Annotated in this window: 13 protein-coding genes; 12 read left to right on the top strand and 1 reads right to left on the bottom strand. The window is 51.1% G+C overall.

All coding sequences use genetic code 11. From position 1 onward, the window contains the following. The first annotated feature begins 14 nt into the window (after nt 1–14). The 6 genes from ACI3EW_RS06720 (at nt 15) to ACI3EW_RS06745 (ending at nt 5927) form a co-directional block, all read left to right on the top strand. Nucleotides 15–707, top strand: coding sequence for a redox-sensing transcriptional repressor Rex (locus ACI3EW_RS06720; RefSeq protein WP_118531806.1), 693 nt, complete (start codon nt 15–17; stop codon nt 705–707). Further along, nucleotides 701–1069: a holo-ACP synthase gene (gene acpS / locus ACI3EW_RS06725; RefSeq protein WP_118296894.1), complete on the top strand. Its 369-nt coding sequence runs from the start codon at nt 701–703 to the stop codon at nt 1067–1069. Before ACI3EW_RS06720 ends, acpS begins: the two co-directional genes overlap by 7 nt. Further along, nucleotides 1066–2649: an NAD(P)H-hydrate dehydratase gene (locus tag ACI3EW_RS06730; RefSeq protein ID WP_405580923.1), complete on the top strand. Its 1584-nt coding sequence runs from the start codon at nt 1066–1068 to the stop codon at nt 2647–2649. Before acpS ends, ACI3EW_RS06730 begins: the two co-directional genes overlap by 4 nt. Further along, a complete protein-coding gene (alr, locus tag ACI3EW_RS06735) occupies nt 2639–3814 on the top strand; it encodes an alanine racemase (RefSeq protein WP_118531800.1) in 1176 nt (391 codons plus the stop codon). The genes ACI3EW_RS06730 and alr overlap by 11 nt, the downstream gene beginning before the upstream one ends. A 151-nt stretch (nt 3815–3965) precedes the next feature. After that, a complete protein-coding gene (locus ACI3EW_RS06740; protein WP_118531922.1) occupies nt 3966–4316 on the top strand; it encodes a type II toxin-antitoxin system PemK/MazF family toxin in 351 nt (116 codons plus the stop codon). A gap of 213 nt (nt 4317–4529) precedes the next feature. After that, nucleotides 4530–5927, top strand: a complete 1398-nt coding sequence (locus ACI3EW_RS06745) for a hemolysin family protein (RefSeq protein ID WP_118531798.1) — start codon at nt 4530–4532, stop codon at nt 5925–5927. Nucleotides 5928–6116: 189 nt separating this feature from the next. On the opposite strand, the gene ACI3EW_RS06750 is transcribed toward ACI3EW_RS06745, so the two are convergent. After that, nucleotides 6117–6701: a xanthine phosphoribosyltransferase gene (locus ACI3EW_RS06750; RefSeq protein ID WP_118296890.1), complete on the bottom strand. Its 585-nt coding sequence runs from the start codon at nt 6699–6701 to the stop codon at nt 6117–6119. A gap of 490 nt (nt 6702–7191) precedes the next feature. Here ACI3EW_RS06750 and recQ point away from each other — a divergent pair, with 490 nt between their 5' ends. The 6 genes from recQ to ACI3EW_RS06780 all read left to right on the top strand — a co-directional run bounded on the left by recQ (nt 7192) and on the right by ACI3EW_RS06780 (nt 14390). Further along, on the top strand, nt 7192–9057 hold the full coding sequence (recQ, locus tag ACI3EW_RS06755) for a DNA helicase RecQ (RefSeq protein WP_405580918.1): 1866 nt from the start codon (nt 7192–7194) through the stop codon (nt 9055–9057). A 403-nt stretch (nt 9058–9460) separates the two neighbouring features. Further along, nucleotides 9461–10495, top strand: a complete 1035-nt coding sequence (locus ACI3EW_RS06760; RefSeq protein ID WP_118531792.1) for an ABC transporter substrate-binding protein — start codon at nt 9461–9463, stop codon at nt 10493–10495. Between the two features lie 92 nt (nt 10496–10587). Further along, a complete protein-coding gene (locus tag ACI3EW_RS06765) occupies nt 10588–11517 on the top strand; it encodes an ABC transporter permease (protein WP_118605694.1) in 930 nt (309 codons plus the stop codon). Next, nucleotides 11510–12304, top strand: coding sequence for an ABC transporter ATP-binding protein (locus ACI3EW_RS06770; protein WP_405580914.1), 795 nt, complete (start codon nt 11510–11512; stop codon nt 12302–12304). Before ACI3EW_RS06765 ends, ACI3EW_RS06770 begins: the two co-directional genes overlap by 8 nt. A 343-nt stretch (nt 12305–12647) precedes the next feature. Next, nucleotides 12648–13145 (top strand): Cys-tRNA(Pro) deacylase, encoded by a 498-nt coding sequence (gene ybaK, locus ACI3EW_RS06775; protein ID WP_118531786.1) that lies wholly within the window; start codon nt 12648–12650, stop codon nt 13143–13145. Between the two features lie 303 nt (nt 13146–13448). Continuing rightward, a complete protein-coding gene (locus ACI3EW_RS06780; protein ID WP_142411216.1) occupies nt 13449–14390 on the top strand; it encodes a cell wall hydrolase in 942 nt (313 codons plus the stop codon). Nucleotides 14391–14440: the final 50 nt, after the last annotated feature.

A 14440-nucleotide genomic window follows, 5' to 3' on the forward strand; every position in this document is an offset into this window, starting at 1 on the left:
GGTGGAACTAGAAAATGACAGACGAGAGACAGATCTCAAAGGCGGTAATCTCAAGACTTCCGCGTTATTACAGATATCTGGGCGAACTGATGGAGGAGGGGATCGAGAGGATCTCTTCCAACGAACTGAGTGCCAGAATGAAGGTGACAGCGTCCCAGATTCGTCAGGATCTTAACAATTTCGGCGGCTTTGGACAGCAGGGATACGGATACAATGTGAAATATCTCTACACCGAGATCGCAAGGATCCTGGGGATCGACAGACAGCACAACCTCATTATCATCGGTGCCGGAAACTTAGGTCAGGCGATCGCCAACTATACAAATTTTGAGAAGCGCGGCTTTATGATCAAGGGAATGTTCGATATCAACCCGCGCCTAATCGGTCTTGTGGTCCGCGGAGTCGAGATCCGTGGGATCGATGACCTGGAGCAGTTTATTGTCGACAATGAAGTACAGATCGCGGCTCTCACGATCCCGAAGTCCAAAGCACCGGAGATCGCGGAGCGCCTGGTAAAAGCCGGGATCAAGGCGATCTGGAATTTTGCCCATACAGACTTAAATGTGCCGGATGATGTAGTCGTTGAGAATGTACATCTTTCCGAGAGCCTGATGCGTCTTTCCTACCGTGTCTGCAGCATGCAGGATGAGCGGGAGCGGAAAGCAAAGGAAAAAGCAGAACAGACGGGAACCAATGAGACATGTTGATTGGAGTTGGCTGTGATTTGATCGAAATTGAGCGTGTGAAAAAAGCCTGTGAAAAAGAGGCTTTTTTGACGCGTATCTATACCGAGCGCGAGCGCCGGCAGGCAAAGGGTGATCCCCGGGTCCTTGCCGGCACTTTTGCGGTTAAAGAAGCAGTAGCGAAGGTGTTTGGAACGGGATTCCGGGACTTTATGCCGGTCCATGTGGAGGTCTTAAGGGACCCGCTTGGAAAGCCGTATGTCGAACTTCATGCGGGAGCAGAGATGAAGGCGGAGGAGCTTGGGATCAGGACGATCGAAGTGTCGATCTCTGACACGAAGGACCATGCGATGGCGTTTGCCGTCGGAGAGGGGGATGCCGGATGAAAGCAGTTCTGAGCGGAAAAGAAATGAAAGCGTTTGACACCAGGTCCATCAGGGGGTACGGGATCCCGTCCCTGGTGCTGATGGAGCGGGCGGCTCTTGCCGTTGCGGAGAAAGCGGAAGAGATCCTTAAGAGAGAACAGGCAGAGACAGTCTGGTCCGTCTGCGGTTTTGGAAATAACGGGGCAGACGGAGTGGCCGCCGCCAGGATGCTGTTCTTAAAGGGATATGATGTGAAGATCCTGTTCCCGGGACGGGACGGAAAAGGGAGCGAAGAGCTGGAAGCCCAGTTAAATATCGTGAAACGGCTGGGGATCCCGGTGATGACGGCGGAAGAACTGCCGGATGCAGAAGAAAAACGATCCCCGGCGCATCCGTTTGCAAAGACGGTGACAAAGGCGAACGCATGCCGCGGCGTGATCCTGGATGCGGTCTTCGGGATCGGTCTTTCGAGAAATGTGGAAGGTGCATACAAAAAGCTCATTGACTGGATCAACCGCAATGAGGATATGAAGACGATCGCTGTGGACATTCCCTCCGGCATCAGCTCCGACACAGGAGAAGTCATGGGGGACGCGGTCCGCGCGGATGTGACGGTCACTTTCGGAATGAAAAAGCTCGGACAGGTTCTGTTCCCGGGAAGAGAATACTGCGGAGAGCTTCTGGTCAGGGACGTCGGTTTTGTGCCGGAGAGCAGCGCGGAGCAGGAAAAACACGTGCAGATGCTGGATCGGGAAGATCTTTTGAGGATCCCGGAAAGGACGCCGGATTCCAACAAGGGAACATACGGAAAAGTCCTCGTGATGGCGGGGGCAAAGAACATGGCGGGAGCAGCCTGCCTCTCCGCGAGAGCGGCATACCGGATGGGAGCCGGACTCGTGAAGATCTTTACACCGGAGGAAAACAGGATCATCGTCCAGGAAAAACTCCCGGAGGCGATCCTTTCCAGTTACGATGCGAGAGAAGCCGGAAAAGATCCGGAGAGTTTTGCGAGAAAGATCGCAAGGGAGACGGAATGGGCGGATGTGATCGTTCTGGGGCCGGGGATCGGCATGGAGGATCATGCGCGGCTCATGGTGGAAAACGTCTTAAAGGACGCGTATGTGCCGATCATTCTTGACGCGGACGCGCTGAATCTCGCCGCGGAGTACCGGGAACTCACCGGTTATTTTACAGAAAATATCATCGTGACGCCGCATATGAAGGAAATGTCGCGGCTCACAGGAATTCAGATAGAGGAGATCAAGGAAAATCCGATCCGTGCAGCGAGAGAGTTTGTAGATCAGTACGGAGTGGTCTGCGTCTTAAAGGACGCGGCGACCGTGATCGCGGGAAGAGACGGAAAGACCTTTGTCAATGGAAGTGGGACGCCCGCTATGGCAAAGGGAGGTTCCGGGGATGTTCTGACCGGTGTGATTGCGGGACTGATCGCGCTGGGGCTTGAGGAGAGCGATGCGGCTTCCCTCGGAGTCTATGTGCACGGTCTGGCAGGGGAAAAAGCGGCGAAGCGCTTCGGCGTCCACGCAGTCCTTGCCGGGGAGATCGCGGATTGCCTTTCGGAGGATAGAGAAAATGAAATTTGACAGAATTTATACAGAGATCGATCTGGGTCATATAGAGGAAAACATGGAGGCGATGGAGAAAAATCTCCGCCCGGGGACAAAGATGTACGGAGTCGTGAAAACGGATGCTTACGGACACGGCGCCGTTCCGGTCGCGAAGACGATTGACCGCTTTGTATGCGGATATGCGGTCGCGACCGTTGAGGAAGGTGTGCAGCTGCGGAAACACGGGATCACGAAGGAGATCCTGATCCTCGGTCCGGTCGCTGCTCCGAGATACGAGGAGTGCATCCGGCAGGAGCTCTGCATGCCGGTCTTTGAACTGGATAAGGCAGAGGGAATGTCAGAAGCTGCAGAAAAGCTGGAAAAGACAGCCCACGTCCATATCGCGGTGGATACCGGAATGAGCCGGATCGGACTCAGACCGGACACGGCGTCCGTGGAGATGGTAAAAAAGATCGCGGCGCTTCCGGGAGTGAAGATCGACGGCATGTTCACGCATTTTGCGAGAGCGGATGAGGCGGATAAGACTGGTGCGAGACAGCAGTATGATCGGTTTAAGAACTTCTGCGATGCTGTGAAGGCAGCAGGCGTGGAGGTTCCGGTCTGCCATTGCTCCAACAGCGCCGGGATCGTGGAGATGCAGGAGATGAACATGGATGCAGTCCGCGCCGGGATCACGATCTACGGTCTGTACCCGTCGGATGAGGTGAGAAAGGATATCCTCACGATGAAGCCGGCGATGGCACTGAAGAGCTTTATCACGTATATCAAGGAGATCGGGCCTGGAACTGAAGTCAGCTACGGAGGAACGTTCAAGGCAGACCGGACGATGCGGATTGCGACAGTCTCCGCCGGTTACGGGGACGGATATCCGAGAAACCTGTCCGGCCGCGGGGAAGTGCTGATCCACGGAAAGCGCGCGAAGATCCTCGGCCGCGTCTGCATGGACCAGTTCATGGTGGATCTTACCGGGATTCCGGAGGCCAAAGAGGGAGATCTTGTGACCCTGATCGGAAGAGACGGGGAGGAAGAGATCACGATGGAGGAGATCGCAGAGGTTTCCGGCGGCTTCCATTACGAGATCCCGTGTCTGATCGGAAAGCGGGTTCCGCGTGTGTATGTGAAGAACGGAAAGGTCCTCGGGATCATGAACTGCCCGGATGAGGAGTATGTCGGATTCTGACCGGCACGCCGCCGCGATTTCTGAATAAAATATCATAAGTGGGGAACAATCTGAATACGGAAATGTCAGGGAAGCTGTCAAAAAAGATACCGTTATGGCTTTGACAGCAGCCCCGGACTCTCCGCAGAAATTCAGACGGAGCGTGAGACTTGTGATCATCAGACGGGGCGATATTTATTATGCGGATCTAAGACCGGTGGTAGGTTCTGAGCAGGGAGGTGTGCGCCCTGTGCTCATCATCCAGAACGATGTGGGAAACAAACACAGTCCGACTGTGATCTGTGCGGCGATCACATCGAGGATGAATAAGGCGAAGCTTCCAACTCATGTGGAGTTATCCGCGAGGGACTGCGACATGATGAAGGATTCGGTGATTCTCCTGGAACAGTTGAGGACCATCGACAAGCAGCGATTAAGGGAAAAGATCTGCCATCTTGATGGGGACCTGCTGGACCAGGTAAATGACGCATTGAAGGTCAGTCTGGAACTTGGCGGTTTTTGAGGACCGTGCGGGGAGAAAAAACTGCTACATAATCGCAGTTTGGCGCTGCAGTGCGCGGGCATGGAGGACCCGTGTACTGTAACGTGAAAAGTGATACGGCGGAATGATTCCTTGACGGGCATGGAAATAGATGTTATAGTGGACGAAATACGGAAAAAAGTAACTGAAAAAATAGGATAGTTATGGAAAGATAAAGGAGTGTTGGAAAATCTCATGGACGATGGCAATTCATGGATAGGAATTGTTCTGTTTGCCGCATCAGTGATCCTGTTTGCGGTGATGTACGGATTCGGTGCGGCCGTTCAGGCCCTGAACACCAGTGCGCTGGAGGATGAGCGCGACGAAGGAAACAAGCGGGCGGAAAAACTTTTAAAGATACAGGGAGACCCGTATCTCTTCATCCGCACGAACCAGCTCGCGACGAGTATCCTGACGCTTGCGATGGGCGCGTCCTCGCTGGCGTTTGTGGTAAAAAAACTCACGGCTTTAATCGGGACGCATACACAGATCCCGCATCCGGCAGCGGTGGGGATCGCCTACATTGCGGGACTCGTCGGGATCGCATTTCTGCTCACGGGGCTCGGGATCGTGATCCCGAAGCGCATCGCGGCAAAGAGCCCGATCCGCTTCTGTTATAAAGTTCTGCCGCTCGTGGAACTTGTGACAAAATGTCTCTTTCCGTTTGCGTGGCTGATGGACCAGTTTGCCTATATTTCCTTAAAGACGGTTGGGATCGATATCCGCGAGAAGGATGACAACGTGACTGAGGAAGATATCATGTACATGGTCAATGAAGGCCATGAACAGGGCGTTCTGGAGGCCAGCGAGGCGGAGATGATCACGAACATCTTTGAGTTTGATGATAAGGTGGCGGCGGATATCATGACACACAGGACCGCGGTCATCGCACTCGACGGGGAGATGACTCTGAAGGAAGCGCTCGATTTCGTTGTGAAGGAAGCAAATTATTCGAGATTTCCTGTTTATTCCGAAGATATCGACAATATCATCGGCATCCTTCACATGCGCGACATGCTCCACTATACGGATTCCAAGGACCATCTGAACACGCCGATCGCAAAGATCAAGGGCCTTTTGAGAAGTCCTCATTTCATCCCGGAGACGAAAAATATCAACGCTCTTTTTAAGGAGATGCAGTCCCAGAAGATCCACATCGAACTTGTGGTGGATGAGTATGGTCAGCTTGCCGGCATCGTCACGATGGAGGACATTCTCGAGGAGATCGTCGGAAATATCCTCGACGAGTACGACAAGGAAGAGCCGGATATCGTATCCCGGAAAAACGGTACATATGAGCTCACGGGTCTCACCCTTCTGGACGACGTGGAAGAGACGCTCGGAGTGGAATTTGATAAGGAAGATAAGGACAATTTTGATACCCTGAACGGTTTTATGGTATCGAGGATCGGACATATCCCGAAGGTTGGAGAGAAGGGAAGTGTCAGGATCGGGGATTACCTCTTAAAGATCATGAAGGTGGAGAACAAGGTGATCCAGACCGTTCTCGCGATCCCGCTTCCGAAGGAGAAGAGCGGAACAGAAGCGAAAAACGGGAACGAGATGAATGAGAAAACTGACAGGAAAAAATAAAAAAACATCCTGCGGCCGGTACATTGGGTACTGACTGCAGGATGTTCTTTTTTATTCAACAGGAAATTCCGATGGAACTTCCTGTTAAATAAAAAGGCACTGCGTGCCTAAGATGCGCACTCGCGCGAAGATGATGGTTGTCGCAAGCGACCGCGCTCGGCGCGAGAATGTGCCGAGGCACATTCTTTTCTATTCCTGGCTTCGGAAGTTAACGGTTCCGGTGGCCGGATCCATGGAATCTACGATCGCCAGGGACTCTAAATGGTAGCCGAGATTTCGGATGACCTGTCCGCCGATCTGGAATCCTTTCTCGATCGCGATGCCGATTCCCTCAACGGTAGCGCCTGCGTCATGGACGATCGAGATCAGTCCCTGAAGCGCGTAGCCGTTCGCAAGGAAGTCGTCGATGATCAGAACGTGATCGTCCGGGGAAAGGAACTTTTTGGAGACGATAACCTGGTTCTTGCATTTATGGGTGAAGGATTCAACTTCCGCCACATACATTTCGCCGTCGAGGTTGATGCTCTGGGATTTCTTTGCAAATACGACCGGCACATGGAAGTGCATTGCCGCGATACAGGCGATACCGATACCGGATGCCTCGATCGTCAGGATCTTGTTGATATTTTCATTGGCAAAACGGCGCTTGAATTCCGCACCCATCTCGTCAAAAAGCTCGATATCCATCTGATGGTTTAAAAAGCTGTCAACCTTTAATACGTTTCCTTCTTTTACCACACCGTCTTTTGCGATGCGCTCTTCTAAAAAGTTCATGTTTTCTCCTCCGTCAATCACTCTTTTTGAGTATCTTTGTATTGTATCCAATTATAGCAATATCGGGGAGAGATTACAAGATAAAAAGCGGCGGGCCGTGGATGAGATAAAAAGTTATTTTTCGCAGGCAGGAATTTTCTGAATTGAAAATTCTGTATCATACAGTAGTGGTTGCCGGTTACTTTTCACGGGTAGGAATTTTCTGAACTGAAAATTCCGTATGATACAGTTGTGGTCGCAGATTTTGCCGATTCGGAATGCGGAGCATCGGCAAAATCCTGTTACAGTGCGCGGGCATAGAGTGCCCGTGTACTGTAACGGTTGCCGATTTGTTTATGAAATTTTAATGGCGGTCATACTTGCGGGGGCGGCGGGAGAGTGATATCATGGACAGACAACTGGAAAGCGGTTCACCAGCTGCAGCCAACAGATCAACGATAAAAAGGTTCCCGGCAGCAATTGGCGGGTGTGGAAAGGGATCATTACTTTTATGGATAAATATGAGGTTCTCAAACAATATTTCGGTTATGACACGTTCCGGGACGGGCAGGAGAAGATGATCGATGCGATCACTTCCGGCAGGGATGTGCTGGGGATCATGCCGACGGGCGCAGGAAAGTCTCTGTGTTATCAGATCCCGGCTCTGATGGCGGGGGCAAACGGGGGGATCACGCTGGTGATCTCGCCCCTGATCTCACTTATGAAAGACCAGGTCAGCGCCCTGAACCAGGCGGGCGTTCATGCTGCGTACCTGAACAGTTCTCTGACGGCGGGACAGTATTATAAGGCGCTCGGATATGCGAGAGAGGGACGGTATCCGATCATCTACGTCGCTCCCGAGCGGCTTCTGACTCCGGAATTTCTTGATTTTGCCGTCCATGCGAAGATCGCCATGGTGGCGGTCGATGAGGCGCACTGCGTCTCCCAGTGGGGCCAGGATTTCCGGCCGGGATACTTAAAGATCGAGGAATTCCTGCGGGCACTTCCGGAGCGCCCGGTCGTCAGTGCCTTTACGGCGACCGCGACGGCGGAAGTCCGGGATGACATTATCGATCTCTTAAAGCTGCAGGATCCGGTCGTGACGACGACGGGATTTGACCGCCCGAATCTCTACTTTGAGGTTCAGAGCCCGAAAGATAAATATGCGGCAGTAAAAACATATATCGAAGAACATGCAGGACAGTGCGGCATCGTCTACTGCCTGACGAGAAAACTCGTGGAGGAAGTGACGGAGAAGCTGATGAAGGACGGATTCTCCGTGACGAGATACCATGCGGGACTTTCCGACAGCGAGAGAAAGCAGAATCAGGAAGATTTTATCTTCGACCGCGCCCAGATCATGGTGGCGACAAACGCGTTTGGAATGGGGATCGACAAATCGAATGTCCGCTTTGTGATCCACTACAACATGCCGAAAAATATGGAGAGTTACTATCAGGAAGCCGGGCGCGCAGGGCGTGACGGGGAACCGGCGGACTGTCTGCTCCTGTACGGCGGGCGGGATGTCGTGACGAACCAGATGTTTATCGACAACAACCGTGACAACGAAGAGCTCGACGATGTGACAAGGCAGATCGTTGCGGAGCGCGACCGGGAACGGTTAAAAAAGATGACATTCTACTGCTTTACGAATGACTGCCTCAGGGAATATATTCTCCGGTATTTCGGGGAGTACGGAAGCGGATACTGCGGAAACTGTTCTAATTGTAAGACACAGTTTGAGGAGACGGATGTGACGGAGATCGCGAGAGCCATCGTCGGCTGCGTCGCGGAGTGCCGCGGGCGGTACGGGACAACGGTGATCCTCGACACGGTGCACGGAGCTTCGACGGCGAAGATCAGGAATTATCACATGGATGAAAATTCCTTTTACGGAAAGCTGGCAAAAGTCCCGGTCTACAGGTTAAGACAGGTTTTAAATTTTCTGCAGATAAAAGAATATCTGGTGGTGACCTCTGACGAGTACGCGATCGTGAAGCCGGGAAAGAATGCGGAAGCGCTTTTAAACGACGGTGAAACGCTCATGATGAAGCTTCCGAAGGAGCAGGAGAGAGTGAAGACGGGGAAGATCTCCGGCACGAAGAAGCCGAAGATGGCAGCCGGTACCGAGTCGTTTACGGAGGTGGAGACGACACTGTTTGACCGGTTAAAAGAACTGCGCCGTGAGATCGCGCGGGAGGAGAAGGTTCCACCGTATATCGTATTTTCCGATAAGACTCTGGTGCATATGTGTCTGATCAGACCGAAGAATAAGGAAGAAATGCTGACGGTCTCCGGAGTCGGGGAATTTAAGTATGCGAAGTATGGGGAGAGATTCCTGAAAGTTTTTGCGGATAAAACGGATTCCGTTTCCTGACAAAAATCGTCTGACAAATTGTGAAAAACCTACAATTATTGTGGGATATTGAGAAAAGGTTACTTTTCACGGATAGGAATTTTCTGAACTGAAAATTCCGTATGATAACGTTGTGGTCGTGGATTTTGTCGATTCGGAATGCGAAGCATCGGCAAAATCCTGCTACAGTGCGCGGGCATAGAGTGCCCGTGTACTGTAACAAGAAAAGGTAAAAACAGGAAAATCAAGCTTGACGAATCCGGCGTATAGGTGTATGATAAGGACAGTTTCACTTACATGCGTTAAAGCGTAACGCAACAACGCATTTGAGAATGTGAGATCCCGTCTGAAGGGGAGGATCTATAGATCCTGAAAATGACAGCGGGATGTTACAAAAAAGAAAAACTGAGGGGAGATCGATATTATGAAAAAAGTAACAGCACTTGCAATGGCGGCCGTTGTAGCGGCTTCCGCATTAACCGGATGTGGATCCAGTTCCACAGCAGAGACAACAGCAGCTGCAGCAGAGACAACGACAGCAGCAGCGGCCGATTCCACAGAAGCAGCAAAAGAAGACGGAAAGACCTACAATGTGGGAATCTGCCAGTTAGTACAGCACCCGGCACTTGATGCGGCGACAGAAGGCTTCGAGGCTGCATTAAAAGATAAACTCGGTGACAATGTTAAATTTGATCTTCAGAACGCATCCGGCGATTCCGCTACCTGCGCAACGATCATCAACCAGTTCGTTTCCAACGATGTGGACCTGATCCTTGCAAATGCGACTGCAGCACTTCAGGCAGCGGCAGCAGGAACCAGCGAGATTCCGATTCTCGGAACTTCCATCACAGATTACGCGACAGCGCTTGATATCGACAACTGGACAGGTACGACAGGTCTCAACATCTCCGGTACCTCCGACCTTGCTCCGCTCGACCAGCAGGCAGCAATGTTAAATGAGCTGTTCCCGGATGCAAAGAATGTCGGCTTATTATACTGCTCCGCAGAGCCGAACTCCAAATACCAGGCAACAACCGTAAAAGGATATCTTGAGGATCTCGGATATACCTGTAAGGAATACACCTTCGCAGACTCCAACGATATCGCTTCCGTAACAACAACAGCAGCAGGCGAGAACGATGTTCTCTATGTTCCGACTGACAATACGGCTGCTTCCAATGCAGAGATCATAAACAATATCTGCCTTCCGGCGAAAGTTCCGGTAATTGCAGGTGAAGAAGGAATCTGCTCCGGATGCGGCGTTGCAACTCTTTCCATCGACTACTACGATATCGGATACAAAGCCGGTGAGATGGGCGCAGAGATCCTGATGGACGGCAAAGATGTAAAGGAAATGCCGATCGAGTTTGCACCGGAGGTAACAAAGAAATACAATAAGGCAAACTGTGAGGCACTTGGAATCACGGTTCCGGATGACTACGTTGTGATCGAAGAATAATAACGACTTGAAATTATGAGGACATCAGGGTGGCAAACAGCAAAAACTTTTGTCACCCTGTTTGTTATCATTAGCCATAGGAGGAAAGAAACGTGAATTTTGCAACATTGTTTAATGCATTGCCGGGTGCCTGTGCACAGGGACTCATCTGGGGCATCATGGCGATCGGCGTTTATATTACATATAAGATCCTCGATCTTGCAGACCTTACCGTGGACGGAACCATGTGTACGGGAGGTGCTGTCTGCATCATTTTCATGTTAAACGGACATTCTGTGGGAGTGTCCCTGTTTGCGGCGTTTATCGCGGGAATGATCGCGGGCCTTGTGACCGGAATCTTTCACACGGCGATGGGGATCCCGGCGATCCTTGCGGGAATCCTGACCCAGCTTGGTCTCTACTCCATCAACCTCCGCATTATGGGCGGTAAGGCAAATCAGGCCATCAGTGTGGATAAGTATGATCTTTTAGTGTCTCTCCGTTATGTAAAGGGAGTCGCATTTTACAGGAACACGATCTTCGTGACGGCATTGATCATTGTGATCTTGATCGCGGTCCTCTACTGGTTCTTCGGAACAGAGATCGGATGCTCCATCCGTGCCACAGGTTCCAATCAGAACATGTCACGTGCCCAGGGCATCAATACCGATTTCACAAAGATCTTAGGTCTTATGATCTCTAACGGGATCGTTGCCTTTGCGAGCGGCTTATATGCCCAGTATCAGGGCTTTGCGGATGTCAACGCAGGCCGTGGCGCCATCGTGATCGGTCTCGCAGCCGTTATCATCGGTGAGGTCGTATTCGGAAAGATCAGCCAGAACTTCGGTTTCAAGTTGTTCTCCGTTGCCTTCGGCGCAATCATTTATTATCTGGTCCTTCAGATCGTACTCTGGATGGGATTAAATTCCAACGATTTAAAACTCCTGTCTGCCCTTGTCGTTGCGGTATTCCTTGCGATCCCGTACATGAAAGGCAAATATTTCTCTAAACCGGTAAAAAGAGGAGGTGCACCTCGTGCTTGATCTTCACAGTATTTATAAAACCTTCAACGCGGGAACCGTCAATGAAAAGACTGCGTTAAACGGATTAAATCTTCATTTAAACGAAGGCGATTTTGTCACCGTCATCGGTGGAAACGGAGCCGGAAAATCTACCATGTTAAATGCAGTTGCAGGAACGTGGTTTGTGGACGAAGGAAAAATCACCATCGATGATATCGACGTGACAAAGCTCCCGGAGCATAAGCGTGCAAAGTATCTCGGACGTGTATTCCAGGATCCGATGACAGGAACGGCTGCCACCATGCAGATCGAGGAGAACATGGCCCTGGCGGCGAGAAGAGGAATGACGCGCTCCCTGAGACCGGGGATCACCGCGAAAGAGAGAGAATTCTACAGAGAACAGTTAAAGATTCTGGGACTTGGCCTGGAGGACCGCCTTACATCGAAGGTCGGTCTTCTCTCCGGCGGACAGAGACAGGCGCTGACACTTCTCATGGCAACCTTAAAGAAGCCGAGACTTCTTCTCTTAGATGAGCACACGGCGGCCCTCGACCCGAAGACGGCGGCGAAAGTCCTCGAGACGACGGATAAGATCGTAAACAGTGAACATCTGACCACTCTGATGATCACTCACAACATGCGTGACGCCATCGCACATGGAAACCGCCTGATCATGATGAACGCGGGCCATGTGATCTACGATGTGGCAGGTGAGGAGAAGAAGCACCTGACGGTTCAGGATCTTCTCGCGAAGTTTGAGGAAGCCGCGGGCGGCGCGCTCGCGAACGACCGGATGATCCTCTCATAGGCTTTTGAGATGCGGAATCAGAAGCGATATATTATATAGAAGAAACAGATCAGAAGATGGAAAGAGGCAGTCGATTTTGCGAAAATGCGGGACCGGCTGTCTTTTTTTATGCGGCAGTAAATGCAGCGAAAAATGGTAACTGTTCAGCAGGTCTGCACACTTGCTGCGTTGACTGTAATAAAATACAGGCTTAAAGGTACAAATATGTGGGCATACATTCTTTTATAGAAAAGACTGGATTTTTTTACAAAGACGTTGTATAAAGAAGATGCGGTCGAGAGGATGTGCAGCCGGCTGCAGTCAAAGGCGGCAGAGAGAATGTCGCTTTCAGGAGGAAAAATTTATGAGCAAATCTGCAAAAAATGATAAAACAAAGACAAATGTGATGCGGCTTTTAGATGCCGCAAAGATCTCGTATGAGTCAAAGGAGTACCCGGTGGATGAACATGACCTCTCCGGGAGCCATGCGGCTGACATGCTGGGAGTGGACCACGGGAGTGTGTTTAAGACTCTCGTGCTGAAAGGAGAGCGCACAGGTTTTCTCGTCTGCTGTATCCCGGTGGATGGCGAGGTGGACTTAAAAAAGGCAGCAAAAGCGGCAGGAGATAAGAAGGTGGAGATGCTTCCGATGAAGGATCTTTTGGCCACAACAGGCTATATCCGCGGCGGCTGTTCCCCGATCGGCATGAAGAAAAAGTTCCCGACATTTATCGATGAAGCGGCTTTAAATTATGAAACGATCGCGGTCAGCGCCGGCCAGAGAGGCTTTCAGGTCCTGCTTTCCCCGCAGGCTCTTGCGGACTATGTCGGGGCAAAACTTCTGGATCTTCAGCAAAATTAGTTGACATAACTGAAAACGTTATGGGAAACCACTCAAAAATGGGAGCTCAATATTTAACAAAATTGTAATATTTGCAATATTTTATACTTGCCAATACTACCAAAAATCCAGATTTTGTGCGGATTATATTTGGAAAAACTATTAAAAAAATGTAACAATCTTTAAAAAACAGGCTGTAAAATGTAACAAAGTTGTGCAGGACTTATTGACATTCGCCCCCTCATTCTCCTATAATCACAGACACCGGCCGGAAAACGGTCGGAATGAACAACCGGCGACAGGACGGAGAAAGAGGGTATTCAAATGAATCCATGGAACTCATTTCTTCAGACAGTCTTTCAGTTTGTGAAATCACTCTTCGGCGGTGTGACAAAGAAGATGCACCGGAATGCGGCAGTCCTCACGATGGGCGCAACACTGATCGCAGTGATTCCATTTACAGCGGTGGACTTCCAGGGCGGAGGCAAAAACGCGATCGTCGCGTATGCCGAGACGCAGGGAGGTTCGGATGAAGACAGTCTGGAGGAGACAGAAGATACTGCTCTTCCGGAAACAGACGGAAATGTTTTAGAGGATGAGACGACAGCGGATGAAGCATCATCCGCAGAGACGGAAGCAGATATCAGGACAGAAACAGAAAATACAGAGACGAAAGAGGAGAGCATCACAGAGCCTGCTGCAGGATCGGAAAATGCGGACACGGATCATGGTCCGGAAGAAGCTGTAGAAACAGAAACTGCGGCTGCGGCGGATGAAGTGAGCGGGATCACGCAGGCAGAGCCGGAAACAGAGGTGTCCGGGGAAGCCAGGGTACAGGCGGCAGCAGAAGAGACCGTCGTGGCAGAGGAACCTGCAAGAGAAGCGTTCACGGGGTATTCCGAAAGCGACTACAATGTTCTTCTCCGGATCGTTCAGGCGGAAGCCGGAAACTGCGACATCGAAGGACGTGTCATGGTGGCAAACGTGATCTTAAACCGTGTGGAGGACGATGCATTCCCGAACACGATCACGAAAGTCGTTTACCAGAAGCACCAGTTTTCCCCTGTGGGAAACGGATCCATCAAGCGTTGCAAGGTCACGGCCGAGACCGTAGAGGCAGTCGAGAGGGCACTTTCGGGTGAAGATCTGACAGACGGCGCCCTGTATTTCATGAACCGGCGGGCATCCTCCAGGAAGAACGCGAGCTGGTTTGACAGACATCTGGAATTCCTGTTTAAACATGGAAATCACGAGTTTTTCCGGTAAAAACTCCGGGTCAGATAAAAGGATTAGAATAAAAAAGGATAAGGGAAAAG

The sequence above is a fragment of the Pilosibacter rotomagensis genome (assembly GCF_045062245.2).
In the GTDB taxonomy this organism is placed as follows: Bacteria; Bacillota; Clostridia; order Lachnospirales; family Lachnospiraceae; genus Pilosibacter.

Coding starts and splice junctions, on each gene's coding strand:
- ACI3EW_RS06720 (WP_118531806.1), top strand. CDS start 15: ATGACAGACGAGAGACAGATCTCAAAGGCGGTAATCTCAAGACTTCCG.
- acpS (WP_118296894.1), top strand. CDS start 701: ATGTTGATTGGAGTTGGCTGTGATTTGATCGAAATTGAGCGTGTGAAA.
- ACI3EW_RS06730 (WP_405580923.1), top strand. CDS start 1,066: ATGAAAGCAGTTCTGAGCGGAAAAGAAATGAAAGCGTTTGACACCAGG.
- alr (WP_118531800.1), top strand. CDS start 2,639: ATGAAATTTGACAGAATTTATACAGAGATCGATCTGGGTCATATAGAG.
- ACI3EW_RS06745 (WP_118531798.1), top strand. CDS start 4,530: ATGGACGATGGCAATTCATGGATAGGAATTGTTCTGTTTGCCGCATCA.
- ACI3EW_RS06750 (WP_118296890.1), bottom strand. CDS start 6,701: ATGAACTTTTTAGAAGAGCGCATCGCAAAAGACGGTGTGGTAAAAGAA.
- recQ (WP_405580918.1), top strand. CDS start 7,192: ATGGATAAATATGAGGTTCTCAAACAATATTTCGGTTATGACACGTTC.
- ACI3EW_RS06760 (WP_118531792.1), top strand. CDS start 9,461: ATGAAAAAAGTAACAGCACTTGCAATGGCGGCCGTTGTAGCGGCTTCC.
- ybaK (WP_118531786.1), top strand. CDS start 12,648: ATGAGCAAATCTGCAAAAAATGATAAAACAAAGACAAATGTGATGCGG.
- ACI3EW_RS06780 (WP_142411216.1), top strand. CDS start 13,449: ATGAATCCATGGAACTCATTTCTTCAGACAGTCTTTCAGTTTGTGAAA.